Annotated in this window: 27 protein-coding genes and 1 riboswitch; of the genes, 8 read left to right on the forward strand and 19 right to left on the reverse strand. The window is 67.4% G+C overall.

What is annotated here, in order from left to right; translation table 11 throughout:
* From RM50_RS12570 to RM50_RS12595, 6 genes are all read left to right on the forward strand, one after another.
* Positions 1–196 (forward strand): hypothetical protein (locus RM50_RS12570; RefSeq protein WP_043453152.1); only part of this gene is annotated, 196 nt, incomplete at its 5' end.
* Between the two features lie 171 nt (positions 197–367).
* Positions 368–1,612 carry a PucR family transcriptional regulator gene (locus RM50_RS12575; protein WP_043453153.1) on the forward strand — a complete coding sequence of 415 codons (1,245 nt, stop codon included), beginning with the start codon at positions 368–370 and terminating at the stop codon, positions 1,610–1,612.
* A gap of 88 nt (positions 1,613–1,700) precedes the next feature.
* Complete coding sequence (locus tag RM50_RS12580) at positions 1,701–2,630, forward strand: ACP S-malonyltransferase (protein ID WP_205622261.1); 930 nt, start codon at positions 1,701–1,703, stop codon at positions 2,628–2,630.
* Positions 2,627–3,688, forward strand: a complete 1,062-nt coding sequence (locus RM50_RS12585) for a beta-ketoacyl-ACP synthase III (protein ID WP_043453156.1) — start codon at positions 2,627–2,629, stop codon at positions 3,686–3,688. Before RM50_RS12580 ends, RM50_RS12585 begins: the two co-directional genes overlap by 4 nt.
* 77 nt (positions 3,689–3,765) lie before the next feature.
* On the forward strand, positions 3,766–4,011 hold the full coding sequence (locus RM50_RS12590; RefSeq protein ID WP_009359314.1) for an acyl carrier protein: 246 nt from the start codon (positions 3,766–3,768) through the stop codon (positions 4,009–4,011).
* A 174-nt stretch (positions 4,012–4,185) separates the two neighbouring features.
* Entirely contained in the window at positions 4,186–5,421 is a 1,236-nt protein-coding gene (locus tag RM50_RS12595) for a beta-ketoacyl-[acyl-carrier-protein] synthase family protein (protein ID WP_043453158.1), read from the forward strand.
* A gap of 139 nt (positions 5,422–5,560) precedes the next feature.
* On the opposite strand, the gene RM50_RS12600 is transcribed toward RM50_RS12595, so the two are convergent.
* From RM50_RS12600 to RM50_RS12680, 17 genes are all read right to left on the reverse strand, one after another.
* Positions 5,561–6,064, reverse strand: a complete 504-nt coding sequence (locus RM50_RS12600; RefSeq protein ID WP_043453159.1) for a DUF3145 domain-containing protein — start codon at positions 6,062–6,064, stop codon at positions 5,561–5,563.
* 240 nt (positions 6,065–6,304) lie between these two features.
* Positions 6,305–7,231 carry a tyrosine recombinase XerC gene (locus RM50_RS12605; RefSeq protein WP_043453161.1) on the reverse strand — a complete coding sequence of 309 codons (927 nt, stop codon included), beginning with the start codon at positions 7,229–7,231 and terminating at the stop codon, positions 6,305–6,307.
* A gap of 46 nt (positions 7,232–7,277) precedes the next feature.
* On the reverse strand, positions 7,278–8,453 hold the full coding sequence (gene dprA, locus RM50_RS12610) for a DNA-processing protein DprA (RefSeq protein ID WP_082007083.1): 1,176 nt from the start codon (positions 8,451–8,453) through the stop codon (positions 7,278–7,280).
* A gap of 53 nt (positions 8,454–8,506) precedes the next feature.
* The gene (locus tag RM50_RS12615; RefSeq protein WP_043453163.1) at positions 8,507–10,051 is read right to left on the reverse strand and encodes a YifB family Mg chelatase-like AAA ATPase; all 1,545 of its coding nucleotides are present in this window, start codon (positions 10,049–10,051) and stop codon (positions 8,507–8,509) included.
* Positions 10,051–10,407 (reverse strand): YraN family protein, encoded by a 357-nt coding sequence (locus tag RM50_RS12620; RefSeq protein ID WP_043453164.1) that lies wholly within the window; start codon positions 10,405–10,407, stop codon positions 10,051–10,053. Before RM50_RS12620 ends, RM50_RS12615 begins: the two co-directional genes overlap by 1 nt.
* Positions 10,408–10,508: 101 nt before the next feature.
* Positions 10,509–10,835 carry a DUF2469 domain-containing protein gene (locus RM50_RS12625; protein WP_043453166.1) on the reverse strand — a complete coding sequence of 109 codons (327 nt, stop codon included), beginning with the start codon at positions 10,833–10,835 and terminating at the stop codon, positions 10,509–10,511.
* Positions 10,836–10,883: 48 nt separating this feature from the next.
* Positions 10,884–11,669, reverse strand: a complete 786-nt coding sequence (locus tag RM50_RS12630; protein WP_043453167.1) for a ribonuclease HII — start codon at positions 11,667–11,669, stop codon at positions 10,884–10,886.
* 2 nt (positions 11,670–11,671) lie between these two features.
* On the reverse strand, positions 11,672–12,496 hold the full coding sequence (gene lepB / locus RM50_RS12635) for a signal peptidase I (RefSeq protein WP_043453169.1): 825 nt from the start codon (positions 12,494–12,496) through the stop codon (positions 11,672–11,674).
* The gene (gene lepB / locus RM50_RS12640; RefSeq protein WP_043453170.1) at positions 12,497–13,174 is read right to left on the reverse strand and encodes a signal peptidase I; all 678 of its coding nucleotides are present in this window, start codon (positions 13,172–13,174) and stop codon (positions 12,497–12,499) included.
* A gap of 83 nt (positions 13,175–13,257) precedes the next feature.
* Positions 13,258–13,617, reverse strand: coding sequence for a 50S ribosomal protein L19 (rplS, locus tag RM50_RS12645; RefSeq protein WP_018768283.1), 360 nt, complete (start codon positions 13,615–13,617; stop codon positions 13,258–13,260).
* A 235-nt stretch (positions 13,618–13,852) separates the two neighbouring features.
* On the reverse strand, positions 13,853–14,665 hold the full coding sequence (gene trmD / locus RM50_RS12650; protein ID WP_043453172.1) for a tRNA (guanosine(37)-N1)-methyltransferase TrmD: 813 nt from the start codon (positions 14,663–14,665) through the stop codon (positions 13,853–13,855).
* On the reverse strand, positions 14,666–15,211 hold the full coding sequence (rimM, locus tag RM50_RS12655) for a ribosome maturation factor RimM (protein ID WP_156133882.1): 546 nt from the start codon (positions 15,209–15,211) through the stop codon (positions 14,666–14,668).
* A 114-nt stretch (positions 15,212–15,325) separates the two neighbouring features.
* Positions 15,326–15,568, reverse strand: coding sequence for an RNA-binding protein (locus RM50_RS12660; RefSeq protein WP_013601399.1), 243 nt, complete (start codon positions 15,566–15,568; stop codon positions 15,326–15,328).
* 1 nt (position 15,569) lies between these two features.
* Complete coding sequence (gene rpsP / locus RM50_RS12665) at positions 15,570–15,992, reverse strand: 30S ribosomal protein S16 (RefSeq protein WP_043453174.1); 423 nt, start codon at positions 15,990–15,992, stop codon at positions 15,570–15,572.
* 236 nt (positions 15,993–16,228) lie between these two features.
* Positions 16,229–16,684 (reverse strand): hypothetical protein, encoded by a 456-nt coding sequence (locus RM50_RS12670; protein ID WP_043453176.1) that lies wholly within the window; start codon positions 16,682–16,684, stop codon positions 16,229–16,231.
* A 137-nt stretch (positions 16,685–16,821) separates the two neighbouring features.
* Complete coding sequence (locus RM50_RS12675; RefSeq protein ID WP_043453177.1) at positions 16,822–17,697, reverse strand: VOC family protein; 876 nt, start codon at positions 17,695–17,697, stop codon at positions 16,822–16,824.
* Positions 17,698–17,795: 98 nt separating this feature from the next.
* The gene (locus tag RM50_RS12680) at positions 17,796–18,878 is read right to left on the reverse strand and encodes an amidohydrolase family protein (protein ID WP_043453179.1); all 1,083 of its coding nucleotides are present in this window, start codon (positions 18,876–18,878) and stop codon (positions 17,796–17,798) included.
* A 78-nt stretch (positions 18,879–18,956) separates the two neighbouring features.
* Positions 18,957–19,064: riboswitch (TPP riboswitch) on the forward strand.
* On the opposite strand from RM50_RS12680, the gene thiC reads away from it, so the two are divergent.
* Positions 19,060–20,886: a phosphomethylpyrimidine synthase ThiC gene (thiC, locus tag RM50_RS12685; RefSeq protein WP_043453180.1), complete on the forward strand. Its 1,827-nt coding sequence runs from the start codon at positions 19,060–19,062 to the stop codon at positions 20,884–20,886. It overlaps the preceding riboswitch by 5 nt.
* On the opposite strand, the gene RM50_RS12690 is transcribed toward thiC, so the two are convergent.
* Positions 20,883–21,617, reverse strand: coding sequence for an alpha/beta hydrolase (locus tag RM50_RS12690; RefSeq protein WP_043453182.1), 735 nt, complete (start codon positions 21,615–21,617; stop codon positions 20,883–20,885). The two genes, thiC and RM50_RS12690, sit on opposite strands and share 4 nt — an antisense overlap.
* A gap of 98 nt (positions 21,618–21,715) precedes the next feature.
* On the reverse strand, positions 21,716–23,299 hold the full coding sequence (gene ffh, locus RM50_RS12695; protein WP_043453184.1) for a signal recognition particle protein: 1,584 nt from the start codon (positions 23,297–23,299) through the stop codon (positions 21,716–21,718).
* An 84-nt stretch (positions 23,300–23,383) separates the two neighbouring features.
* Here ffh and RM50_RS12700 point away from each other — a divergent pair, with 84 nt between their 5' ends.
* Positions 23,384–24,802, forward strand: a complete 1,419-nt coding sequence (locus tag RM50_RS12700) for a glucose-6-phosphate dehydrogenase (protein ID WP_043453187.1) — start codon at positions 23,384–23,386, stop codon at positions 24,800–24,802.
* Positions 24,803–24,863: the final 61 nt, after the last annotated feature.

A 24,863-nucleotide genomic window follows, 5' to 3' on the forward strand; every position in this document is an offset into this window, starting at 1 on the left:
CTTCGGCTTCTCCGACACCCGCGCAGCAGCCCGCCGCTACTTCAAGAACGACACCCACTCCATCGTGGTGCGCGCCCTTGAAATGCTGGCGCGCCGCGGCGAAGTGGACGTGGACGCCCCGGTGAAGGCGATTGAGAAGTACAAGCTGCTCAACGTCAACGCCGGCACCACCGGCAACGCGGGCGGCGAGGCTTAGCCACCCCGGCAGCTGCGGACGCCAGCACTGAACGACGGCGGTCCCCTCCACAAGGAGGGGGCCGCCGTCGTTCGTTGCCGGAACGGGGCCGGGACGCTGTGAGCCGCGACAAGCCGGATTGTAGCCTTCGCACAAATGGAGCTTGCGCGGCGGTGGCCGTATGCTCAAAGAATGCCAGCACCAGCCACCCCGTCCCAGAAGCGGAAACCGGCCCCGCCGAAGGTCACTCCGGAGAAGTCCGAGACCCTCAAGCAGCTTCGCGCCAATGTGGGGCAGCTGTCCACCAGCACCATGCGCAAACTCGAGCAGTCCCTGCCGTGGTACAGCCGGCTGAGTGCGGATGAGCGGTCGGCGCTGGGCATGGTGGCGCAGAACGGCATCGCGGCATTCGTCACGTGGTACGAGCGGCCCAGTTCCCCGTCATGGATCCTTACGGACGTCTTTGGCACAGCGCCCACGGAATTGACCCGCTCGATCAGCCTGCAGAAGGCGTTGCAGCTGATCAGGATCGTGGTGGAAGTGGTGGAGGACCAGGTTCCGGTCATTGCGCCGGAAGCCGACCAGCCCTCCCTGCGTGAAGCGGTCCTGCGCTATTCCAGGGAGGTGGCTTTCGCCGCCGCCGACGTCTACGCGCGGGCCGCGGAGTCCCGCGGTTCCTGGGACACCCGCCTGGAAGCCCTGATCGTGGATGCGATCCTGCGCGGTGAAAACACCGATGCCCTGCGCTCCCGCATCGCAGCGCTTGGCTGGAAGGCCCAGGAGCGCTTCACCGTGATGGTGGGGAATTCGCCGTCCGAGCCCAGTGCCAGCTACGTCAGTGAACTGCGGCGGATCGCCGGCCGGTATGCCGAGGACGCGCTCGTGGGGATCCAGGGCGACCGCCTCATCCTCATCCTGGGCGGCGTGCAGGACCGCGAAACCGCCTACGTGAAGCTCAGTGACATGTTCGCCCCCGGACCTGTGGTCTACGGCCCGGAGGCCAGCTCGCTGGTGGAGGCCAGCGGCTCTGCCCAGTCGGCCTTTGCAGGATTGACGGCCGCACGCGCCTGGCCCTCCGCGCCGCGCCCCGTGGCCGCCGACGACCTGCTGCCGGAACGGGTCATCTCCGGTGACGACGCAGCCCGCCGCTCGTTGGTCAAGAACATTTACCGGCCGCTCCTGGCGGCTTCCAACGGGCTCGTGGAAACCCTGGGAACCTACCTGGAGCTGGGCCATTCCCTGGAGGCCACGGCACGCGAACTCTTCGTCCACGCGAATACGGTGCGCTACCGCCTGAAGCGCGTCTGCGACGTCACGGGCTGGGATCCGCTGCTGCCCAGGGAGGCCTTCGTGCTGCAGGCCGCGCTGGTGGTGGGCCGCCTGTCGGCTCCGCCGAAGGCCGCCACGGAGCGCCAGGTGTCCCGGAACCAGCCCTGAGGCATTGTAGACTTCCTACAACCTGACCCCGTGAGCTTGGTGCGGTGAAACACCGCTGGATCACACAGTAATTTGGAAAGCTGGTTACGTGCTTGCAATAGTCTGCCCTGGACAGGGCTCACAGACCCCGGGTTTTCTGGCCCCCTGGCTGGAACTTCCTTCGGTGGCAGGCCAGCTGGCCGCCTTGAGCGACATCGCAGGCATCGACCTGATCGCCCACGGAACCACCTCCGACGAGGAAACCATCAAGGACACTGCCGTGGCGCAGCCCCTGATCGTTGCCGCCGGCCTGGTGACCGCGGCCTCCCTCTTCGACGTCGAACTCAATTCCCTCCCCGTGATCCTGGCCGGCCATTCCGTCGGTGAAATCACGGCAGCCGCCCTCGCCGGCGTACTGACGGAGCAGGAAGCAATGACCTTTGTCCGCGAACGTGCCAACAGCATGGCCGCTGCGGCTGCGGTCACCCCCACGGGCATGAGCGCGGTTGTTGGCGGCGACCCTGCCGAAGTGCTGGCGGCCATCGAGGCTTCCGGTGCGGCCCCTGCCAATGTCAACGGTGCAGGACAGACCGTGGCGGCCGGGACCTTCGAGCAGCTGAAGGCCCTGGCGGACAACCCGCCGGCCAAGGCACGCGTCATCCCGCTGAAGGTGGCAGGCGCGTTCCACACCAGCCACATGGCTCCCGCGGTGGACGCGCTGAAGGCGCTTGAACCGGAGCTGAACCCGCTGGCACCGAAGGTGCCTTTGCTGTCGAATTACGACGGCGGCGAAGTCACCGACGGTGGTGCCGCCGTCGAAAGCCTCATCGCCCAGGTGTCCCGCCCGGTCCGCTGGGACCTGTGCATGGAGACCATGGCCAGCCGGGGCGTGACGGGCTTGATCGAGCTTGCTCCGGCCGGCACGCTGGCCGGCCTCGCCAAGCGCGGCATGCCCGGTGTCAAAACCGTCGCAGTCAAGACACCTGATGACCTGTCCGCCGCACTGGCGCTCTTTGCAGAACTGGAGGGCGACGCATGAGCGTTCCCACGCTGAAGCAGGCTCCCATTCAGGAGAACACCCGCATCCTTGGCCTCGGGGCCTACCGGCCCGACGTCATCGTCACCAATGAGGACGTCTGCCAGTGGATTGACTCCTCGGACGAATGGATCCGCCAGCGGACCGGCATTGTGACCCGCCACCGGGCTCCTGCCGACGTCAGCGTCATTGACATGGCTGAAGGCGCCGCCCGGGAAGCCATGGAGAAAGCGGGGATCGACGGCTCGCAGCTCGGCGCCGTCATTGTCTCCACCGTCACCCACCCGTACGCCACTCCCTCCGCGGCCGCGAGCCTGGCGGACCGCATCGGCGCCACCCCCGCCCCTGCCTTTGACATCTCCGCCGCCTGCGCCGGTTACTGCTACGGAATCGCGCAGGCCGACGCACTGGTCCGCTCCGGCACCGCAAAGTACGTCCTGGTGGTTGGCGCCGAAAAGCTCTCCGACGTCATCGACAACCGGGAACGAACCATCTCCTTCCTGCTCGGCGACGGTGCCGGCGCCGTGGTCATCGGTCCTTCCGACACCCCCGGTATCGCTCCCTCCGTGTGGGGCTCGGACGGCAGCAAGTGGGACGCCATCGGCATGACCCGGTCCCTCCTTGACGTCCGCGACCTGGGCCTGGCGGCACGCCAGTCCGACTCCACCGGCGACCTCGCACTCCTGGAAGAAGCCCAGGAGCTGTATCCCACGCTGCGGCAGGACGGCCAGACGGTGTTCCGCTGGGCCGTGTGGGAAATGGCCAAGGTGGCCCAGCAGGCACTCGACGCCGCCGGCATCGAGGCTGAGGACCTGGTTGCCTTCATCCCGCACCAGGCCAACATGCGCATCATCGATGAAATGGTTAAGAAGCTGAAGCTGCCCGAGACGGTTACAGTGGCACGGGACATTGCCGACGCCGGCAACACCTCCGCTGCATCCATCCCGCTGGCAACGCACCGTCTCCTGCAGGAGAACCCGGAACTGAGCGGCGGGCTGGCCCTGCAGATCGGGTTCGGCGCCGGGCTGGTCTTCGGCGCACAGGTAATTGTCCTTCCCTAGATACGACCAAGGGCCGCAACCGCGGCCCGGACCGTTTCCGGCAGCCCCTGCCGGCAATACAAGAAAAGGAGCCACCAATGGCTAGCAACGAAGAGATCCTGGCCGGCTTGGCTGAAATCGTCAACGAAGAGACCGGCCTGGCCCCCGAGGCTGTCGAGCTGGACAAGTCCTTCACTGAGGACCTGGACATCGACTCCATCTCCATGATGACCATCGTGGTCAACGCCGAGGAAAAGTTCGGCGTGCGCATCCCGGACGAAGAGGTCAAGAACCTCAAGACCGTTGGCGACGCCGTCAGCTTCATCGCCGGAGCACAGGCCTAGTCACAGGTCTCTGCCGTCTCACGGCTTGGCAGGGCTGCCGGTCCGGACTGACCGGACTGGCAGCCCGCCGCATTTATCCGGCACAGTACCCGGACCGGGACTGGCCGATCATCAACATGTGCGGGACCCTGCGACAGGCGCAGGCGGATTCCCCACCGACGAAAGAGTGATCCCATGACACGCAAAGTAGTCATTACCGGTCTGGGTGCCACCACGCCCATCGGCGGCGATGTACCCACCATGTGGAACAACGCCCTTAAGGGGGTCTCCGGTGCCCGCACCCTGGAGGACGACTGGGTCGCCAAGTACGAACTCCCCGTCCACTTCGCCGCCCGGTGCAGCACCCCTGCCCTGGACGTGCTGTCCCGCGTTGAAGCCAAGCGGATGGACCCCTCCACCCAGTTCGGCGTCATCGCTGCCCGCGAGGCCTGGGCTGACTCCGGCATCACCGAGTTCGACCAGGACCGCCTGGCCGTTGCCTTCGCCACCGGCATTGGCGGGGTCTGGACGCTGCTGGATGCCTGGGACACGCTGAAGGAAAAGGGTCCGCGCCGCGTCCTGCCCATGACCGTTCCCATGCTGATGCCCAACGGCGTTGCTGCCGCCGTCAGCCTGGACCTGGGTGCCCGGGCCGGTGCCCACACCCCCGTGTCAGCCTGCGCCTCCGGCACCGAAGCCATGCACCTTGGCCTGGAGCTCATCCGCTCCGGCAAGGCTGACGTGGTCATGTGCGGCGGTGCGGAAGCCGCCATCCACCCCATGCCGCTGGCAGCGTTTGCCTCCATGCAGGCCCTGTCCCGCCGCAACGACGATCCCCAGGGCGCCTCCCGCCCGTACGACACCGGCCGCGACGGCTTCGTCATGGGCGAAGGCGCCGGCGCCCTGGTCCTGGAGGCCGAGGAGCACGCCCTGGCCCGTGGAGCACGGATCTACGCCGAACTGGCCGGAACGTCCGTAACCGCGGACGCCTACCACATCACCGCCCCGGACCCCGAAGGGCTTGGCGCCACCCGCGCGCTCAAGGCTGCCATGTTCGATGGCCGCATCCAGGCAGAGGACGTGGTGCACGTCAACGCCCACGCCACGTCCACCCCCGTGGGCGACAAGCCGGAGTACACAGCCCTGCGCGCGGCACTGGGTACCCACGTGGATAACGTGGCTGTCTCCGCCACCAAGTCCCAGATGGGCCACCTCCTGGGCGCCTCGGGCGCGGTTGAGGCGGTCCTGACCGTGCTTGCCGTCCACGAGCGCAAGGCACCGGTCACCATCAACCTCGAAAACCAGGACCCGGAGATCCCGCTCGACGTGGTCACCTCCGCCCGCGACCTTCCCGCAGGGAACATCGTGGCACTGAGCAACTCCTTCGGCTTCGGCGGCCACAACGCCGTGGTGGCCATCCGCAGCATCTAGCCCCACCAGGGAAGACGCCCGGACACCAAAGGAGGCCCCGCCGGCTTGGCGGGGCCTCCTTTGTGCTATGGAGGGGTTCAGTGGACTGCGGCGCCGGAGAACATCGGCGGCCGGCCAGGGGTGGAACGGACGACGGCGGTCAGCCCACCTGGTGCAGCCAGCGCACCGGGGCGCCCTCGGCAGCGTGGCGGAACGGTTCAAGTTCCTCGTCCCAGGCTTCGCCCAACGCGAGGGAAAGTTCGTGGTACACGGCAGCGGGGTCGCCTGCACCCGACTCATAGGCATACCGGATCCGGTCCTCGGAGACCATGATGTTGCCATGAACGTCAGTAACGGCATGGAAGATACCCAGCTCAGGGGTGTGCGACCAGCGGCCGCCGTCGACGCCGTGGCTGGGCTCCTCCGTTACCTCATAACGGAGGTGCGCCCAACCGCGAAGGCAGGACGCCAGTTTTGATCCCGTGCCGGGGGCTCCGGTCCAGGACAACTCCGCCCGGAACATTCCGGGCGCCGCAGGCTGCGGGGTCCACTCAAGGTCCGTCCGCTTGTCCACCACGGCACCAACCGCCCACTCAACGTGGGGGCACAGCGCTGTAGGGGCCGAGTGAACGAACAGCACACCGCGGGTCATTGCAACAGACATTCCATCCTCCATAGCTCTAGGTACGTCTTCCCCAACGACCTCTGCCTGGATGGAACTGCCGTGCCCTGCACTGCGGCGGTGGTTCCCTGCCTTTATTCAGATGTATCAAATGTAGCTGTGTCCGGACTTGCACTGCCGCCGAAAGCTCCGGGGAGCTTCAAGCGGCACTTGAAAGTTGCCGGACGTGACTCTTATTGTGCCGTACCCCATGGAATTACGCCAGTGCGATTAGCCACACCATCAGGCCCTTGGATGGGCCTGCTGGTAACTCCTGCGCAGCCGGTCGACCGAGACGTGGGTGTAGATCTGGGTGGTGGCCAGGCTGCTGTGGCCCAGGATCTCCTGCACGGCCCGAAGGTCGGCTCCGCCGTCGAGCAGGTGCGTGGCCGCCGAATGCCGCAGGGCGTGCGGGCCGGAGGCGGACGTATCGCCCAGTGCCTCGAACAGGGCGTTGACGAGGGCACGGACCTGGCGCTGGTCCACCCGCTTGCCCCGTGCGCCCAGGAAAAGGGCTGGCCCGCTGGAGTCTTTCGCCAGCGCCGGACGGCCACGCCGGAGCCAGTCGTCAATGGCTACCGCGGCAGGAACGCCGAACGGGACCGTGCGTTCCTTGTTGCCCTTGCCGATGACCCGCAGCGTGCGGCGGTCCGGGTCCAGGTCGTCGATGTCGAGCCCGGCGAGTTCACCCACCCGGACGCCCGTGGCGTAGAGGAGCTCCACGATGGCCCGGTTCCGCACGGCCAGTGGCTCGCCCGCAGCAGCCGAGGCGTCCAGTCCGTCCAGCAGGCGCGTCAGCTGGGATGCCTGCAGGACGGCGGGCAGGGATCCCTCCCGCTTGGGCGCCTTCAGGCGCAGGGCAGGGTCCACGTCCATGAGGTCCTCCCGGAGCGCCCAGGCGGTGAATGCCCGTGCCGTGGCGGACCGGCGTGCCAACGTGGCCCGCGAGGCGCCGGCGGTACTTTGGCTGCCGAGCCAGCGGCGGAAGTGGCCGAGCTCAAGGTCTTTCAGCCCTGCGACGCCGTCCGATGCTGCATGGGCCAGGAGGCTGCGCAGGTCGCCCAGGTAGGCGCGCCTGGTGTGCGCGGACACCGCGCGTTCCCCCGACAGGTAGCCGGCGAATGCGTCCAGCGCCTTGCCGAGTTCCGCGGGCAGTTCTCCATCTTCCACTCCTCTACTTTCCCAGTTGAGGCGCCTCCAGCCATGGGCGACACGGTCATGCCTTGCCGCGTTTCCACCCACCCCGTTCCGACGCCGCCAGGCCCAGCAGCCCCAGCCTGCCCAGGCCCGCCCGCACCGACTCCAGCCCCAGCCCCGCTACGGCCGACAGCTTTTCCACCGACGTGGTGGAGCGAAGCGGCAGGGCATCCAGCAGGATCAGGTCCTCAAGCGTCAGCCCATCCTGCACCGCCGCCTCTCCCGTCCTGTGATCGGGCAGGGACGTTCCGCTGGGCGAGGCGAGCTCGGCAACTTCCGAGGCGTCAGTCACGCAGACTGCTCCCCCGTCGCGGAGAAGCCGGTGGCAGCCCGCGGAGTTGGCACTGTGGACTGAACCCGGAACGGCACCGACGGCACGGCCCAGGGTTTCTGCGTGGTGCGCCGTATTCAAGGCCCCCGAGCGCCACCGGGCCTCCACGACAACGGTGACCGACGAGAGGGCCGCGATGAGGCGGTTCCGTTGGAGGAAGCGGTACCGCGTGGGCGCCGATCCTGGCGGCACCTCCGCCAGAACCGCTCCCTGATTGGCCACGGCGCGCAGGAGGTCATCGTTTCCTGACGGGTAGAAGCGGTCCACTCCCCCGGCCATCACGGCAATCGTGGGTACTGCGGAGGTGCCGCCGGCGAGGGCGGCACGGTGGGCGTGGGCGTCGATTCCGTAGGCTCCGCCGGAGACAATCGTGAAGCCGCGCTGCCCCAGCGAATACGCGAGGTCGCCCGTGACCGCCGCCCCATAGCTGGTGCTGTCCCGGGATCCCACCAGGGCGATACACCTGTCCGCCCCCGGCAGTGGCTGCGCCTGGCCCCGCCACCACAGACAGATGGGTTCCTGGATTCCGAGGTCGGCCAGCTGGGCCGGCCACAGTTCATCGGAGGGAATGATGAGCCGCCCGCCAATGCGGGCCATGGTGGCCAGGTCCCGTTCAGGTGCCAGGTCGGGGATCCTCGGCTGCCAACGCTTCAATGCCGCGGCAAGCCCCGCCCAGCTGCCGGTTCCGTTCTCGGCCAGCATGGAAGTGATCCGGTGCTCCAGCCCCGGCCCCGCTGCCATCCCGCCCGTGGCGATGCGTAGCGCGTCAGTTGCCCCCACAGTCTGCACCAGGGCCAGGCCGGCGGCATCCTGCGGTTCCATCAGCCGGGAAAGCGCGGCCCGCGCCAACCGTTCCTGGTCCATGCCCGGTTCCTTCCACCGAGGATCCTTCAGTTCGCTCATGCCTGCCATCCTTTTCATGCCGCGGCAGCGGCGGCCTGCCGCAGGCCGAGTGCCTGGCCGATGTCGTTGGTGTCGGGCGCTTCCCGGTGCCCAAGGTCTGCCAGCGTCCATGCCAGCCGCAGGACGCGGTCGTAGCCCCGCGCGGTCAACACACCGCGCTCCAGGGACTGGTCAAGGATTCGGGTGGCGGCCGGGGGCAGCCGCAGTTCGCCGCGCAGGATGCGGCCCGGCACCTGCGAATTGGTTTCCAGGCCAAAGCAGCCGAGCCGTTCGGCCTGGCGGGCCCGGGCATCACGCACCCTGGCCGCCACCGATGCGGTGTCCTCCTCCGTTCTGGCCTGGCCGAACTCCGCAAGCGACACCCGCTCCACCTGCAGCTGGATGTCCACCCGGTCCAGCAGCGGACCGGACATCCTGGCGAGGTAGCGGCGGCGCATCATGGGCGTACACGTGCACTCAAGCCCCTTGCCCGAGGCCTTCCCGCAGGGGCAGGGGTTGGCGGCGAGCACCAGCTGGAACCTGGCCGGGTAGGCTGCGGTTCCGGCAGACCGGTGGATCACCAGCTCCCCGCTCTCGAGCGGCTGCCGCAGGGCGTCCAGGACCCGGCGTTCGTATTCCGGCGCCTCGTCGAGGAACAGCACTCCCCGATGGGCCCGGGAGGCGGCACCAGGCCGGGGCAGCCCCGATCCGCCGCCGATGATGGCCGCTGCGGTGGCTGAGTGGTGGGGATTCTCAAACGGTGGGCGCCGCAGCAGCTGGACCGTGGATGACGGCAGGCCGCACAGCGAGTGGATGGCGGTGACCTCCATGGATTCGTGGTCGCCGAGGTCGGGCAGGAGGCCGGGAAGGCGCTCGGCCAGCATGGTCTTACCGGCACCTGGAGGCCCGGTGAGCAGCACGTGGTGGGCTCCGGCGGCGGCCACCTCAAGCGCCCGGCGTGCGTCGCCCTGCCCGGAGACATCCGCCATATCAGGGCACGGTCCCACCGCCGCAGGGCCGTCACCGGCATCGTCCGGGTCGTCCGGTTCGAAGTCGAGGGCAAGCTCCTGCGGATCGGCTCCGCAGTCGAGTGCCAGCCGGGCCAGCGTGCGGTAGCCCCGGACCCTGGCCCCGGGCACGAGGGAGGCCTCGGCAAGGTTGGCGTGGGCCACCACGATATCCGGGTAGCCGGCCTGCACTGCTGCCATGACCGCGGGCAGGACGCCGCGGACCGGCCGTAACCGGCCGTCCAGCCCGAGCTCGGCGATGAAGACGGTGCGTCCGGTAGGTTTGATGTCGTTCGCGGCCCTGAGCACGGCCATGGTGACGGCCAGGTCGAACCCCGAGCCACGTTTGGGCAGCGAGGCGGGGATGAGGTTTGCGGTGATCTTCCTGCGGCTGAGGGGGATCCCGGAGTTCTTTGCGGCCGAGCGGATGCGCTCCTTGGCTTCGTTGAGGGCTGCATCGGGCAGCCCCAGGATGACGAAGGCCGGCAGCGTCTGGCCGATGTCCGCCTCGACCTCCACCATGTATCCGTTGAGCCCCACCAGGGCGACGGAGTAGGTCCGGCCGAGCACCATCACCCCACCCCCTTGAGGTGTTCCACCACGGGTTCCCCGCCGCCGTCGTCAACGACAGCAATGACGTCCACGCGGCGCAGCGGCATGCGCAGCTCCCGGTCACGGCACCACGCCGCGCCCAGGCGGTGCAGCCGCGCCAGCTTTTCCGGGCCCACGGCTTCGAAGGGATGGCCGTAGTCCAGGGTGCGCCGGGTCTTGACTTCGGCGATGACCAGCGTGTCGCCGTCGAGGGCAACGATGTCGATCTCGCCCTCAGCGCACCTCCAGTTGCGCTCCACCACCAGCATGCCCAGCGTCTCAAGATGGCCGGCCGCAAGGTCTTCGCCGTGCCGGCCCAGCAGGTCTTTCGATTTCATGTCTACCTCCGCAACCAGCCTGAGGGCCGGTGGCCGCGGACGACAGGAGGCCCCTGCCGTATGTGGACAGGGGCCTGTGTGGAGGGTAAGTGGAGAAGGTCCTAGTTGCCCAGGTCCACGTCCTTGGGCAGCGCCAGTTCCTCGCTGCGGGGCAGTTCCTCGACGTTGACGTCCTTGAAGGTCAGGACCCTGACGCTCTTGACGAACCGCGCCGAGCGGTAGACGTCCCATACCCAGGCGTCCTGGAGGGTCAGGTCGAAGTAGACTTCGCCGTCAGCGCTGCGGGCCTGGAGGTCCACATGGTTGGCGAGGTAGAAGCGCCGCTCGGTCTCGACGACGAAGCTGAAGAGGCCGACGACGTCGCGGTACTCACGATAGAGCTGAAGCTCCATGTCGGTTTCATAGTTCTCAAGATCTTCAGCACTCATGCTTCCATCTTGCACCATGTCCGGCACGGCTGCCGCCGCGGGGCGGGGTCAGTCGTCGAACGGTTCATCCCCGTCGGGCACCTCGACACCCTGCAGTTCCCCGCCCAGCAGCCGCCAGCTAACCCGGTGGTAGGGCGTGGGCCCGGCGGCACGCAGGACGTCGCGGTGCGTCCGGGTGGCATACCCCTTGTTGACGTCCCAGCCGTAATCCGGGTACTCGGTGTGCAGGCTGCGCATGATGCGGTCCCGTTCCACCTTGGCAATGACGCTCGCAGCCGCCACGCTGAGGCACTGCATGTCCGCCTTTACCTTGGTGTGGACGGGCGCGTTACAGGAGGCCTCGACCACGGGCTGGTCGAACAGGGAGGGCTGTTCCGCCGGGGAAAGCCAGTTGTGGCTTCCATCCAGCAGCACGGCGTCCGGAACGACGCCGGCGCCGAGGATACTGCCCCAGGCACGGGTTCCGGCGAGCCGCAGGGCGGCGATGATGCCGAGAGAATCGATCTCGACGGCGGTTGCGTGCCCCACAGCCGAGGCCACGCTCCAGCGCCGTACCAGGGGATCCAGCCGTTCGCGTTCCGCGGGGCTGAGAAGTTTGCTGTCCCGCACACCGGCCAACGGCTTTTGGCGTTCCAGGTCCACCACGGCAATGCCCACGCTGACGGGTCCGGCAAGGGCGCCGCGGCCCACCTCGTCCACTCCGGCCAGCAACCGGATGCCCTGGGCCTTGAATGTGCGCTCATGCCGCAGGGTGGGAGCCTTGCCGCCACGGGCGGCTGGCTTGGTACCGGAACGTGACGTGGCCGCCGGCGGGGCCTGCACCGCGGAGGACATGGTCAGCGCGCCGCCGGCACGTTGCGGAAGACGTCCGGGTAGTTGTCCAGTGTCTTGATCCGGTTCAGCGGCCACGCGATGACGGCGGCCTTGCCTTCCAGGTCCTTCAGGTCGATGAAGCCGCCGTCGGTCTCCATGTGGGCACGGGAATCGGCCGAGTGGTTGCGGTTGTCGCCCATCACCCACACCTTGCCTTCCGGGACGGTGACGTCAAAATTGCGGACCTGCGGCACTTCGGCGGGATTGATGTAGGTCTCGTCGATGGCGGTTCCGTTGATGGTCAGTTTACCGCCGGCGTCGCAGCACACCACGTGGTCGCCGGGGAGCCCGATGACACGCTTGACGAGGTGCTGGTCCGTGTTGTCCGGCAGGAGTCCGACGAAAGTCAGGCCGTCCTGGACCCAGGTGAACGGGCCCTGTTCCTTGGCCGGGGCGGGCGGCAGCCAGCCCTTGGTGTCGCGGAATACCACCACGTCACCCCGGCTGAGTGCGAAGGGCTCCGGCACCAGGAGGTTGACGAAGATCCGGTCATCGACGTCCAATGTGTTCACCATGGACTCCGAGGGAATGAAGAAGGCCCGGAACAGGAAGGTCTTGATCAGGAAGGACAGCACCACCGCGATCACCACGACAGTGGCGATTTCCTTCAGCCATCCCAGCAGCGGGTTGCCGCCGGACTTTGCGGCGGCTTTCGACGCCGGCCGGTTGCGGCGATGGACGGTGCCGGCTGTTTCACCGGCGTCAGGGGTCCCGGAGGCTGGAACGGCCGGTGACTCTGCGGGGCCGTCGTGGCGCGGGTCGGGGTTCCGCGCTTGGTTCTCGGGCATTTACCGTCCGTTCTGTGTTGTGGGCACCGCTGCGGGCGGCCGTGCTACTGGAGCAAATCTATCAAGGGGCCAAAGGATCCGGACTGGCCGGCCGATCACCCGGTCCACCGGGACCAGGCCGCCGCCGGGGGCACCCAGCAGGCTGCGCGAATCGGCGGACACGGAGCGGTGGTCCCCCATCAGCCAGAGCCTGCCCTGCGGGACCACCACGCTGAACTTTTGGGTGCTCGGGGCGTCCCCGGGGAAGATGTAGGGCTCGTCCAGGGCGGATCCATTGACGGTGACGTGCCCGGCGGAATCGCAGCAGGCCACCGCGTCACCGGGGAGGCCTATGACGCGCTTGACGTAGGTGGTGTCACTGCCTGTGAGCCCGACCCATTGCAGGGCCGAAGCGGCGGCGTCCACCACAGGGCCCTTGCCGCTGTTGAGGGGCGCAAAGCTGCCGCGGCCGTCAAAGACAACCACGTCGCCGTGCCTGATCGGTTCGCCCTGGAAATCGGTGCGGGACACCAGGATGCGGTCCCCGCCCTGCAGGAGCGGTTCCATGGAATCGGACGGGATGAAGTAGACATCCAGCCAGAGGGACCGGACCAGTCCGCTGATGGTGGCCGCCAGGAGCAGGGCCACCACAACAAAACGCCAGCCCTTTTTGCGGGGCTGGCGTTTTGTCTGGTGCATGGTCCGTATCCTGGCGCTGGTGCATTGCTCCGGCGTTTGCCGGCTACGGCCGGGCTCCTGCCTGGCAGTAAGTCCGGGAGGACTTACTTGGCGGAGCTGAAGTCGCGCTTTTCCTTGATCTTGGCGGCCTTGCCACGCAGCGCACGCATGTAGTACAGCTTGGCGCGGCGGACGTCACCCTTGGTGACAACCTCGATCTTTTCGATGATCGGGGAGTGCACCGGGAAGGTACGCTCCACACCGACACCGAAGGAAACCTTGCGGACCGTGAAGGTTTCGCGCACGCCGTCGCCCTGGCGGCCCAGGACGAAGCCCTGGAATACCTGGACACGGGTGTTCTTGCCTTCGATGATGTTCACGTGCACCTTGAGGGTGTCACCCGCGCGGAATTCGGGAACATCGTTGCGCAGCGAGGCTGCATCGACGGAATCGAGAATATGCATGATTGCACTCCTGGTGAACGCCACAGGTCATTCACTTTGGGTCACGGCGGTCAAGTCCAGCTGCTGGTAGGCAGGCCGGGTCTCACCGCCGAAGAAAAAGTGGTCCGGCCTCTTCAAGGATTGACGGGCCGGTTGTCCGGCTGTTGGCCGCGCTACCCCCTGTGGCAGGTGCGGACCCAGCAGACACAAAGCTTAATTTTGCCACAGCGGCAGGGTTACGCCAATTCCGCCGGGATCAGTCCTGTCCACCGGCCGCCGCATCCGGGCGACGCACCAGCCTTCCGTCCACGATGTCGTAGCCCAGGCTGTGCAGTTCGGTGCGGTCGGCACGCGGCAGGCTGCCGGCGTCGAATTCCTCAAGCAGGTCCGGCCGGCGCTGGGCTGTCCGGCGGTATTGTTCGTGGCGCCGCCACTGCGCAATCCGGCCGTGGTTGCCGCTGAGCAGGACCGGGGGCACCTCCCGGTCGCGCCAGACCGAAGGCTTGGTGTAGACGGGGTATTCCAGGAGCCCGTCGGAGTGGGACTCCTCCACGAGGGATTCGGGGTTGCCCACCACGCCGGGAAGCAGCCTGCCGATGGCTTCGACCATGGCCAGGACGGCCACTTCCCCGCCGTTGAGCACGTAGTCACCGAGGCTGACGGGCCGGACAGTGAAGTGCTCCTGCGCCCATTCGATGACCCGCTCGTCAATGCCTTCGTACCGGCCGCAGGCAAAAGCCAGGTGCGGCTCCTCCGCCAGTTCGTACGCGAGGGCCTGGGTAAAACGTTCACCTGCAGGGGATGGGACGATCAACACGGGCCGGCGTGCGGGGTCCGGACGTCCTTCCGCGACGGCGGAGAGTGCCTGCGCCCAGGGTTCGGGCTTCATGACCATCCCGGCGCCGCCGCCGTACGGGGTGTCGTCGACGGAGCGGTGCTTGTCCGTGGTGAAGCTGCGCAGGTCGTGGACGTGAAGGTCCAGGATCCCGTCCTGCCGCGCCTTGCCAATCAGGGAGAGGTCCAGCGGAGCAAGGTACTCGGGAAAGATGCTGACGACGTCGATCCGCATCTAGTCAGTGCCTTCCGTCGCGGAGGGGGCGGCGTCGTCGGCGTTGAGTTCGAACAGGCCGTCCGGCGGGGTCAGGACGATGAAGCCTTCCTCAATGTTGACCTCGGGGACGATTTGCTCAACGAACGGGACGAGGATTTCAGCCCCTTCCGGGGTAGTCACCAGAAGCAGGTCCTGGACGGGCATGGTGTTCAGTGCCGTCACCTTGCCCACCACCCGTGTTCCGACCCGTGCCTCCAGGCCGACGAGTTCGTGTTCGTACCAGCCCTCGTCGTCGTCCCCGTCAAGTTCTTCCGTTTCGATGAACAGCTTGGCGCCGCGGAGGGTTTCGGCCGTGTTGCGGTCCGCCACTTCCTCAAAACCGAGGAGCAGGATGTCCTTGTTCCAGCGCGCACTGCTTACCGTCAGCGGACCGGACGCCGCGGGCTCGACAAGAAACTCCGTGCCGGGGACGAAGCGGTCCTCCGGAGCGTCGGTCAGCACCTGGACCGTGACTTCCCCGCGAATGCCGTGCGGCTTGCCAATCCGTGCCACCTGAAGCTGCATCTGTTCCTCTGTTTCCGGGTTGTGGTTCTGTTGGAGCTTTTTCTTGGTAAAGCACTCCGGCCCCTCCACCTGGTGGTGGAGGGGCCGGAGCAGGAACTGAATGTTGCCGAGCGCTCAGCGGCGGCGGTCGGTGTCGACGACGTCGACCCTTACCGGTTCGCCGCCGGCCAGCGCCGCCACGACGGTGCGCAAAGCGCGCGCCGTCCGGCCCTGCCGGCCAATCACCCGTCCAAGGTCGTCCTGGTGAACGCGCACCTCGAGGGTGTCCCCGCGGCGGTTGCTCTTTGAACTGACCTTGACGTCATCAGGGGAATCCACGATTCCCCGGACCAGGTGCTCCAGCGCTTCTGCCAGCAACTTACTCAGCCTCGGTGGTCTCAGCTTCGGCGTCGGCCGGGGCCTCGGCAGCGTCAGACTTGGATGCCTTCTTGGTGATGGCTTCCGGGATGATGACCGAGCCCTTCTCCGGGGCAACGAAGGCTTCCTTCTCGACCTTGGTCTTGAGGGTGCCTTCCTGGCCCGGCAGGCCCTTGAACTTCTGCCAGTCACCGGTGATCTTCAGGATCGCGGCAACCTGCTCGGACGGCTGGGCGCCGACGGAGAGCCAGTACTGGGCACGCTCGGAGTTGACCTCGATGAACGAAGGCTCCTCGGTGGGGTGGTACTTGCCGATTTCCTCGATGGCGCGGCCATCACGCTTGGTGCGTGAGTCCGCAACGACGATGCGGTAGTACGGGGCGCGCATCTTGCCGAAGCGCTTAAGGCGAATCTTTACGGCCACTTTTGTGGTCACTCCTGTTTCAGAAAAGGGGTGAACCCGGCTTTCTGCACCCGTGGGGCGGGCCGTACTTGCGGGCTCGAAGGACAGGATCCGGACACGGAGAGAGGGGCCGCGCGGATCGAGTACCTGTCCATTGTGCCAGATGGGCGGCGTTATTTCGAACTTCGAACCGCCGGACCCGCAGCGCTTGAGGCTGCGGGAGTTCCGGACGGTTCCGCAGGACCAGGCGGGAATCGTCAGGCGGACCAGACGTACAGGCCGGTGCGCTCCGAATCGTCGATTCCGGCAGCGAGTTCCGCCAGCTGCTGCACGTAGGTGCGCGCCTTGCCGGCGCCGAACGGCATGTCTTCCTGCCCCGCCCACTGTTCGGCAACATCGTCAAGGACGTTGCCGTCGCCTTCGGTCTCATAGGTCAGCAGGTCCGCGAGGGCGCGCACCATGGCCGGCGGCACCGCCAGGAGGGAATCGCTGGCCACGTCCACCAAGGTCAGCTCATAGTCGGCGCCGCCGGCGTGCACGGCTTTTCCGGCGAGATCGCCGAGCTGCTCCACTTCAAAGTCGCTGACGTCCTGGATGCGGACGGCCTGGCCGGCGGGACCGGCATTTGCGGCCGCAGCGCTGCCTTCATCAAGGATGCCGGCGCGTTTCAGCGCGGCGTCATGGGTGGCGACAAAGATCTCGGTGAAGCCCATGGCGGGTGTCCTTCTTCCGTTGGCGGAACTGCGCGCCGTCCGCTGCCTGCGGTCCGGCCGTACGGGATCAGCCTAGTAGTTTCCGAGCTGCCGGCGCACGCGGGCTGCCGGTCCACGCGGGCGGTCAGGGCCGCCGGTCAGCGGACCGCCACCCGCAGCCTGTTCCGCCACGGATCCTCGAAGCGAAGCTCCGCGCCGGTGTGGTGGGCGGGCACGCCGGCGACCTTGAGCCGGTCAGCCAGCGCTCCGACGTCGTCCCCGGAGGGAACTTCGATGAGCACCTCGCCCAGCCCGAGCGTGTCCTTTCGCGGCCCGGCGCCGCGGCTGTTCCAGACGTTCATGGCCATGTGGTGGTGGTACCGGCCGGCGGAGACGAACAAGGCCTGGCCGTGCCAGCCGGCGGTCTTTTCGAAACCCAGGGTTCCGACATAGAAGTCCCGGGCCGTCTGGACGTCGCCCACCTGCAGGTGGACGTGGCCCACCCCGGCGGACGTCTGCCGCTGGCCTTCCAGCGACGCCTCGGTGAGGTGCTGCTCAAGGTAGCGCTGGGGCGGCAGTGCGAGGCTGTCCATGACTACGTCGGTCCCGTTCCAGGACCAGTTGCTGCGCGGCCGGTCCCAGTAGAGCTCGATGCCGTTGCCTTCGGGGTCGGTGAAGTAGAAGGCCTCACTGACCAGGTGGTCGGCGCTGCCGGTGAAGGACCGCGGCTCATACTGGGCCGCGGTGGCGATCGTGGCGGCAAGGGAGGCCTGGTCCTCGAACAGCAAGGCGGTGTGGAACAGGCCGGCCTCTCCCCTGCCGGGAAGGTTCAGCCCAGGGGCCAGCGCCAGGTGGACCAGGGGGCGGCCCAGCCGGCCAAGGTAGAGCCCGCCATCCTGTTCGGCGACCACCTCGAGGCCCAGCGCCCGCTGGTAGTAGTCGGTCATGACCTTCATGTCGCCCACCTTGAGCATCACCGTGCCCATGGCGAGGTCGGCAGGAAGAAGATCCTGGCTGCTGGGTGCTGCGGTCATCTGAAGCTCCTTGAATTGGAAGGCCGCCCGGTTGCCGGCCTGTCACATATTAAAATTACTTGAAGCTTCAATTTATTCCAAGTCCTCTGCCGACGCTCTCAGCGGATGATTCGTCCGCCCAAAACCACGTGCGCGAGTGTCCTGATCGTGTCCGGCACCGCCCGCGGATCGTCCCGGCACACCACCACGTCGGCGCGGGCCCCTTCCGCCAGGCCTTCCGCACCAAGCCACCTCCGGGCCGCCCAGCAGGCGGCGTCCAGGGCGGCTGCCATCGGGAGGCCTGCGGCATGCAGCGCAAGGATCTCGTCGGCAATCCTGCCGTGCCGGATCACACTGCCCGCATCGGTTCCGGCAAAGATCCGCACGCCCGCGGCGTGGGCCTGCGCCACCCGCTCGCGGCGGCCCTCCCACAGGGCACGCATGTGGGCCGCGTAGCGGGGGAACTTTGCATCAGCCTGCGCTGCGATGTCCGGAAAGGTGGCGATGTTGATAAGCGTGGGCACGATCGGCACCCCTTGTTCCACGAACCGTGGCAGGTGCCGGGGCAGGAGCCCGGTGGCATGCTCCACACAGTCGATCCCTGCGTCCAGCACCTGGTCCAGGGTGTCCTCGGCGAAACAATGCGCGGTCACCCGGGCGCCTTCGTCGTGGGCTGCACGGACGGCGTCACGGACGACGGCGGCAGGAAAGGACGGAGCCAGGTCACCGGCGTTCCGGTCGATCCAGTCCCCCACGAGTTTGACCCAGCCGTCACCGTCGCGTGCCTGCTTCCGGACCGCCTCCACGAGGCCCTCCGGCTCGACTTCCTCGGCGAAGCCGCGCAGATAGCGGCGGGTCCGGGCCACGTGCCGGCCCGCGCGGATCAGCACCGGGAAGTCCCGGCCGCCCTGCATCCACCGGGTGTCCGCCGGCGAGCCGGCGTCCCGCACCAGCAGGGTTCCGGCGCTGAGGTCGGCGAGCGCCTGGTCGCGGGCCGCAGCGGGCTCCACCGGGCCGCCAGGACCCAGACCGATGTGGCAGTGGGCGTCCACGAACCCGGGCAGGACCCAGCCGTCGAGGACGCGGTCGGGAGGGGCTGCCGGCTGCGTGAACGTCAGTCTCCCGTCCACGGCCCAGAGTCCGTGGCTTACCCGGTCCGGCGCGGTGAGGACGGGCCCGCGAAAGTGAATGATTCCTGCCATCCCGGCTCCTTTCAGTGCCCGGTCAGGCTAGCACCGCATTTGTGACACGGCTCTTCCAGGTGCCTGTGGTAGCTTCGTTGCTGACCACACGGGTGCCCCTGCAGGGGCTGAGATCGGGCTGAGGCAGCCTGCGACCGTCGAACCTGTCCGGGTAATGCCGGCGAAGGAAGTGAGTATTCCCTTGAGTACGCAAAACACCCAGTTGAACCCTGCCCACCAGCCGTCCACCGGAGAGCCCGGGGACACCACCGCCCGCGGGGTGACCCACTCCCTGGCGTCGCATTCGCTGGCCTTCATCGAAGATGCCGGCGCCGGAATCCGGGTGCCCGTGACGGAGATCGCCCTGGAGCCATCACCCAACGGACAGCCGAACGAACCGTTCCGGACCTACCGGACCGCGGGCCCCGGCAGCGACCCGGTCCGCGGCCTGCAGCCCTTCCGCGCCGAGTGGATCGTGGCGCGCGGGGACACGGAGGCCTACAGCGGCAGGGAGCGCAACCTGCTCGACGACGGCCGCTCGGCCGTGCGGCGCGGCGCTGCGTCCGCGGAGTGGAAGGGCGCGCAGCCGGTGCCCCGCCGCGCCGTCGACGGCCGGACGGTGACGCAGATGCACTATGCCCGGCAGGGGGTCATCACGCAGGAAATGCGCTTCGTGGCGCTGCGGGAAAACTGCGATGTTGAACTCGTCCGCAGCGAATTGGCCGCGGGCCGGGCCATCATTCCCAGCAACATCAACCATCCCGAGTCCGAGCCGATGATCATCGGCAAGGCCTTCCTGGTGAAGATCAACGCGAACATCGGCAACTCCGCGGTGACCAGCTCCATCGCCGAAGAGGTGGACAAGCTGCAGTGGGCCACCCAGTGGGGCGCCGACACCGTCATGGACCTCTCCACCGGTGACGACATCCACACCACCCGGGAATGGATCATCCGCAACTCCCCCGTGCCGATTGGAACGGTGCCGATCTACCAGGCGCTGGAGAAAGTCAACGGCGAGGCCAATGCGCTCACCTGGGAGATCTTCCGGGACACCGTGATCGAACAGTGCGAACAGGGCGTGGACTACATGACCATCCACGCCGGCGTGCTGCTCCGGTATGTTCCGCTGACGGCCAACCGCGTGACGGGAATCGTCTCCCGCGGCGGGTCCATCATGGCCGGCTGGTGCCTGGCCCACCACCAGGAGAACTTCCTGTACACGCACTTCGATGAGCTGTGTGAAATCTTCGCCAAATACGACGTCGCGTTCTCCCTCGGCGACGGCCTGCGCCCCGGCTCCACGGCCGACGCCAACGACGCCGCGCAGTTCGCGGAGCTGGACACCCTGGCGGAACTCACGCAGCGCGCCTGGGAGTACGACGTGCAGGTCATGGTGGAGGGGCCAGGCCACGTGCCGTTCCACCTGGTCCGGGAGAACGTCGAGCGGCAGCAGGAGCTGTGCAAGGGGGCGCCGTTCTACACCCTTGGGCCGCTGGTCACGGACGTTGCCCCCGGCTACGACCACATCACCTCCGCCATCGGTGCGACCGAAATTGCCCGGTACGGCACCGCCATGCTCTGCTATGTCACCCCCAAGGAGCACCTGGGCCTGCCCAACAAGGACGACGTCAAAACCGGCGTGATCACCTACAAGATCGCGGCCCACGCCGCGGACCTCGCCAAGGGCCACCCCGGGGCACATGAACGGGACGACGCCCTGTCCAAGGCGCGGTTCGAATTCCGCTGGCGGGACCAGTTCGCCTTGTCCCTGGACCCGGTCACCGCGGAGTCGTTCCATGACGAGACCCTCCCGGCCGAGCCTGCCAAGACGGCGCACTTCTGTTCAATGTGCGGCCCGAAGTTCTGCTCGATGCGGATCAGCCAGGACATCCGGGACGAATTCGGATCCGCGGAGGCGCAGGCAGCGCTGGCCGGAGCAGCCAGCGGGATGCAGGAAAAGAGCCGGGAATTCCTTGCCGCCGGCGGCAAGGTCTACCTGCCGGAGCTTCGCGTTCCCGCGGACAGCTAGGACGCCTGGGCGGGCCGGCTGCGGCTGACCCCGCCGATGAACTGCCGGATGGCCCGGTCGCCGTCCGGCGAGTCATGGGGCCGGTGCCCGCCCGCGGCGACGCGGTGCAGGGCGCCGGTCTCCCGGAGGTAGCCGGCAATTTCCTCATAGAGGGGTTCCCACCCGCCGGTCAGCACCAGGGTGGGGACGCCGGGGACGATATGGAGCGGCGCCTCCCACGAGGGGGCCTGGAGCCGCAGCCTGCGCGCAGAGCGCTTTTCTTCCGTGGTGGCGGGCTGCTGAAGGTCGGTGGCGTACACCCGCCGGACGAACTCGCGCTGGAAGTCTTCGTCGCTGAGCTGGTGCCGGACCTCGAACAGGGGCTGCATGAGGCTGATGTGGGCTGCCGTGGCGGGAAGTTCCGCCGTCAGTGAGAGGCAGGCCGGCTCCACCAGGGTCAGCGAAAACACCAGGTCCGGGCGTTCCACGGCGGCCATCATCGCCGCGATGGCGCCTTGTGCGTGCGCCACTACATGGCCGCCGGCGGCGCCACGGCCGTCATCGGCCAGGGAGCGAAGGATGATCGCGGCATCCTCCGTGAAGGACGATTCCAGGGGCTCGGCCACGGGGTCAAAACCGTGCCGGCGGAGGAAGAGGGCGTCATAGGTCAGTGTCATGCCGTGCTGGCGCGGCCATGCGGCGGCACCAAAGGTTCCGGCGCCGTGCACGAACACTACCCTCTGCTTGAACATGTCCCAACCCTATTCCACGGTACCGACATCCCAAGTAAGCAGCGCCAGGTGTCGTTTTGACCCCTCAAAACGACACCTGGCGCTGCCCAAATGGGTTGTTACTTGCCCAGGAACTTGTCGAAGCCCTTGGGAAGGTTCAGCTGTGACGGATCGAAGTCGCCGCCCTGCTGGCCGAAGGCTGCACCGGTGGGCAGGGCCTTGGCTGCATTGGCGCGGCGGGCCTCCATCTCCTTGCGTTCCTGCGCAGCCTTGGCCGGGTTGCCCGACTTGGCCTTCTTCTTGGGGGCGTTCTTGGCGTTTTTCCGCGCCCCTCCGCCGGCACCGGGCATCCCCGGCATCCCGGGCATTCCCGGCATGCCGCCCTGGGCCATTTTCTTCATCATCTTCTGGGCCTGGGCGAAGCGTTCCAGGAGGCCGTTGACCTCGGAGACGTGGACGCCGGAACCGCGGGCGATGCGGGCGCGCCGTGAACCGTTGATAATCTTCGGCGCAAGCCGCTCGTGCGGCGTCATGGACCGGACAATGGCTTCCACGCGGTCGATTTCACGCTCGTCGAACTGCTCCAGCTGCTGCCGGATGTTCTGTGCGCCCGGCATCATCATGAGCATCTTCTTCATGGAGCCCATGTTGCGGATCTGCTGCATCTGGGCCAGGAAGTCTTCGAGGGTGAAGTCTTCCTGGTCGGCGAACTTCTTCGCCATCCGGGCGGCTTCGTCTTTGTCCCAGGCCTTTTCGGCCTGTTCGATGAGGGTGAGGATGTCGCCCATGTCCAGGATGCGCGAGGCCATCCGGTCCGGGTGGAACAGCTCGAAGTCGTCCAGGCCTTCGCCGGTGGAGGCAAACATGACGGGCTTGCCGGTGACCGACGCGACGGAGAGCGCGGCACCGCCGCGGGCGTCGCCGTCGAGCTTGGACAGCACGATGCCGGTGAAGTTGACGCCTTCATCGAAGGCGAGCGCCGTGTTGACGGCGTCCTGGCCGATCATGGAGTCGATCACGAACAGGACTTCGTTGGGCACGATGGCACGGCGGATCTGGCGGGCCTGCTCCATCATGTCGGCGTCGACGCCGAGGCGTCCGGCGGTGTCGACGATGACGACGTCGTGCAGCTTCTGGCGCGCTTCCTCGACGCCGGCACGGGCGACGGCGACCGGGTCACCGGCGGGCTGGTCCAGCTCCGTGGAGGTGGCTCCGGGGTGCGGGGCGAAGACCGGCACGTTGGCGCGCTGGCCCACCACCTGGAGCTGCGTGACAGCGTTGGGGCGCTGGAGGTCGCAGGCCACGAGCATGGGGCTGTGGCCCTGGGCCTTCAGCCACTTCGACAGCTTGCCGGCAAGGGTGGTTTTACCGGCGCCCTGGAGGCCGGCGAGCATGATGACCGTGGGACCGTTCTTTGCCAGCCGGATCCGGCGGGTCTCCCCGCCCAGGATCTCCACGAGTTCCTCGTTGACGATCTTGACGATCTGCTGGCTCGGGTTGAGGGCAGCCGAGACCTCGGCGCCCAGCGCACGTTCGCGGACCCGCCCGGTGAACTCCCGGACCACCGGGACGGCAACGTCCGCGTCCAGGAGGGCACGGCGGATCTCCCGGACGGTGGCATCAACATCGGCCTCCGTGAGGCGGCCCTTGCCGCGGAGATTCTTGAAGGTTGCTGTCAACCGGTCAGAGAGTGAATTGAACACGCGCCGTGAACTTCTTTCAGGAGATGATCGGGACTCGACTATCTAGGGTACCAAGTCGGGCGCGGTAGGTGGCATGCTGGCAAAATGACGAGCCAAACAACAGTGAAGACCCTGCTCATCCTTGGCGCCTCCGGCGACCTCACCGGCCGTCTCCTCCTGCCGGGCCTTGCCCGGCTTGTTGCGGCGGGCCGGGCGGACGGCCTGCGCCTGGTGGGGGCCGGTTCGGATCCGTGGACGCCGGAACAATGGCGGGAACGGGTTCAGTCCTCCTTTGGTGCCGCCGCCGGAACAGCCGATGCGCACGGAAGGGAATCCCTCGAGGCGATACAGAAGGACTCCGTTTACCACCAGGTGGATGTCACTGCAACGGGTGCCCTCGCGGCATTGCTGGCCGCCCTGCCGGGCCCGGTGGCGGTCTACTTTGCGCTTCCGCCCCGGATCAGCCAGCGTGCCTGTGAAACTCTGCAGCCGGAGGAAGTCCCGGATGGAACCCGCCTGGTCATGGAGAAGCCGTTCGGCTCCAGTGAGGAATCGGCCCGGTCGCTGAACCGTACGCTGGCGCGGCTGGTCCCCGAGGACCACATCCACCGCGTGGACCACTTCCTGGGCAAGGCCACGGTCCTGAACATCCTGGGCCTGCGGTTCGCCAACAACTTCCTCGAGCCGGTGTGGAACAGGCAGCACGTGGAGAAAGTGGAGATCTTCTTCGACGAGGACCTCGCCCTGGAAGGACGCGCCCGATACTACGACAACGCCGGCGCCCTCCGCGACATGATCCAGAGCCACCTGCTGCAGGTCATGGCGATCATGGCCATCGAACCGCCGGCCACTATCGGCGAACGCGACCTCCGCGACGCCGTGTCCACCGTCCTGCGGGCCAGCAGCGTCAGCGCACCCTTCACGGAATCAACCCGGCGGGCCCGTTACACGGCAGGCTCCGTGGCCGGCAAGGACGTCCCCGACTATGCCAGGGAGGAAGGCGTGGATCCCGGACGGGAAACGGAGACACTGGCGGAAATCCAGGTAGGAATCGACAACTGGCGCTGGCGGGGCGTGCCCTTCATCCTGCGCTCGGGCAAAGCCTTGGGCGATAAGCGCAAGGAAGCAGTGGTGACCTTCCTGCCGGTGCCCCACCTGCCCGAAGGATTCACCGGCGTGGACTCCCCCAACCAGCTGCGGATCGGTTTCGGTCCGGACACCCTGGAGTTCGACGTCGACGTCAACGGCCCCGGAAACATCTTCAGCCTGGGCCGGGTCACCCTGGAAGCGGAACTGAGCGCCTCGGACCTCCTGCCCTACGGCGAAGTGCTGGAAGGCGTCCTGGCCGGCGACCCGCTGCTGTCCGTCCGGAGTGACACGGCGGAGGACTGTTGGCGGATCGTTGAGCCGGTCCTGAAGGCATGGGAAAAGGGTGAGGTGCCGCTGGAGGAGTATGGAGCCGGTTCGGCGGGTCCGGCGTCCTGGCCCACCAACCGCCAGCCCACCCCCGCCGCCGGGGACTGAGGCGGATACCTGCGCTTCGGATGGACACAAAGACAGGTGGGGCGGGAACCACCCGGTTCCC

The organism is Pseudarthrobacter phenanthrenivorans, assembly GCF_000813845.1.
Classification (GTDB): Bacteria; Actinomycetota; Actinomycetes; order Actinomycetales; family Micrococcaceae; genus Arthrobacter; species Arthrobacter phenanthrenivorans_B.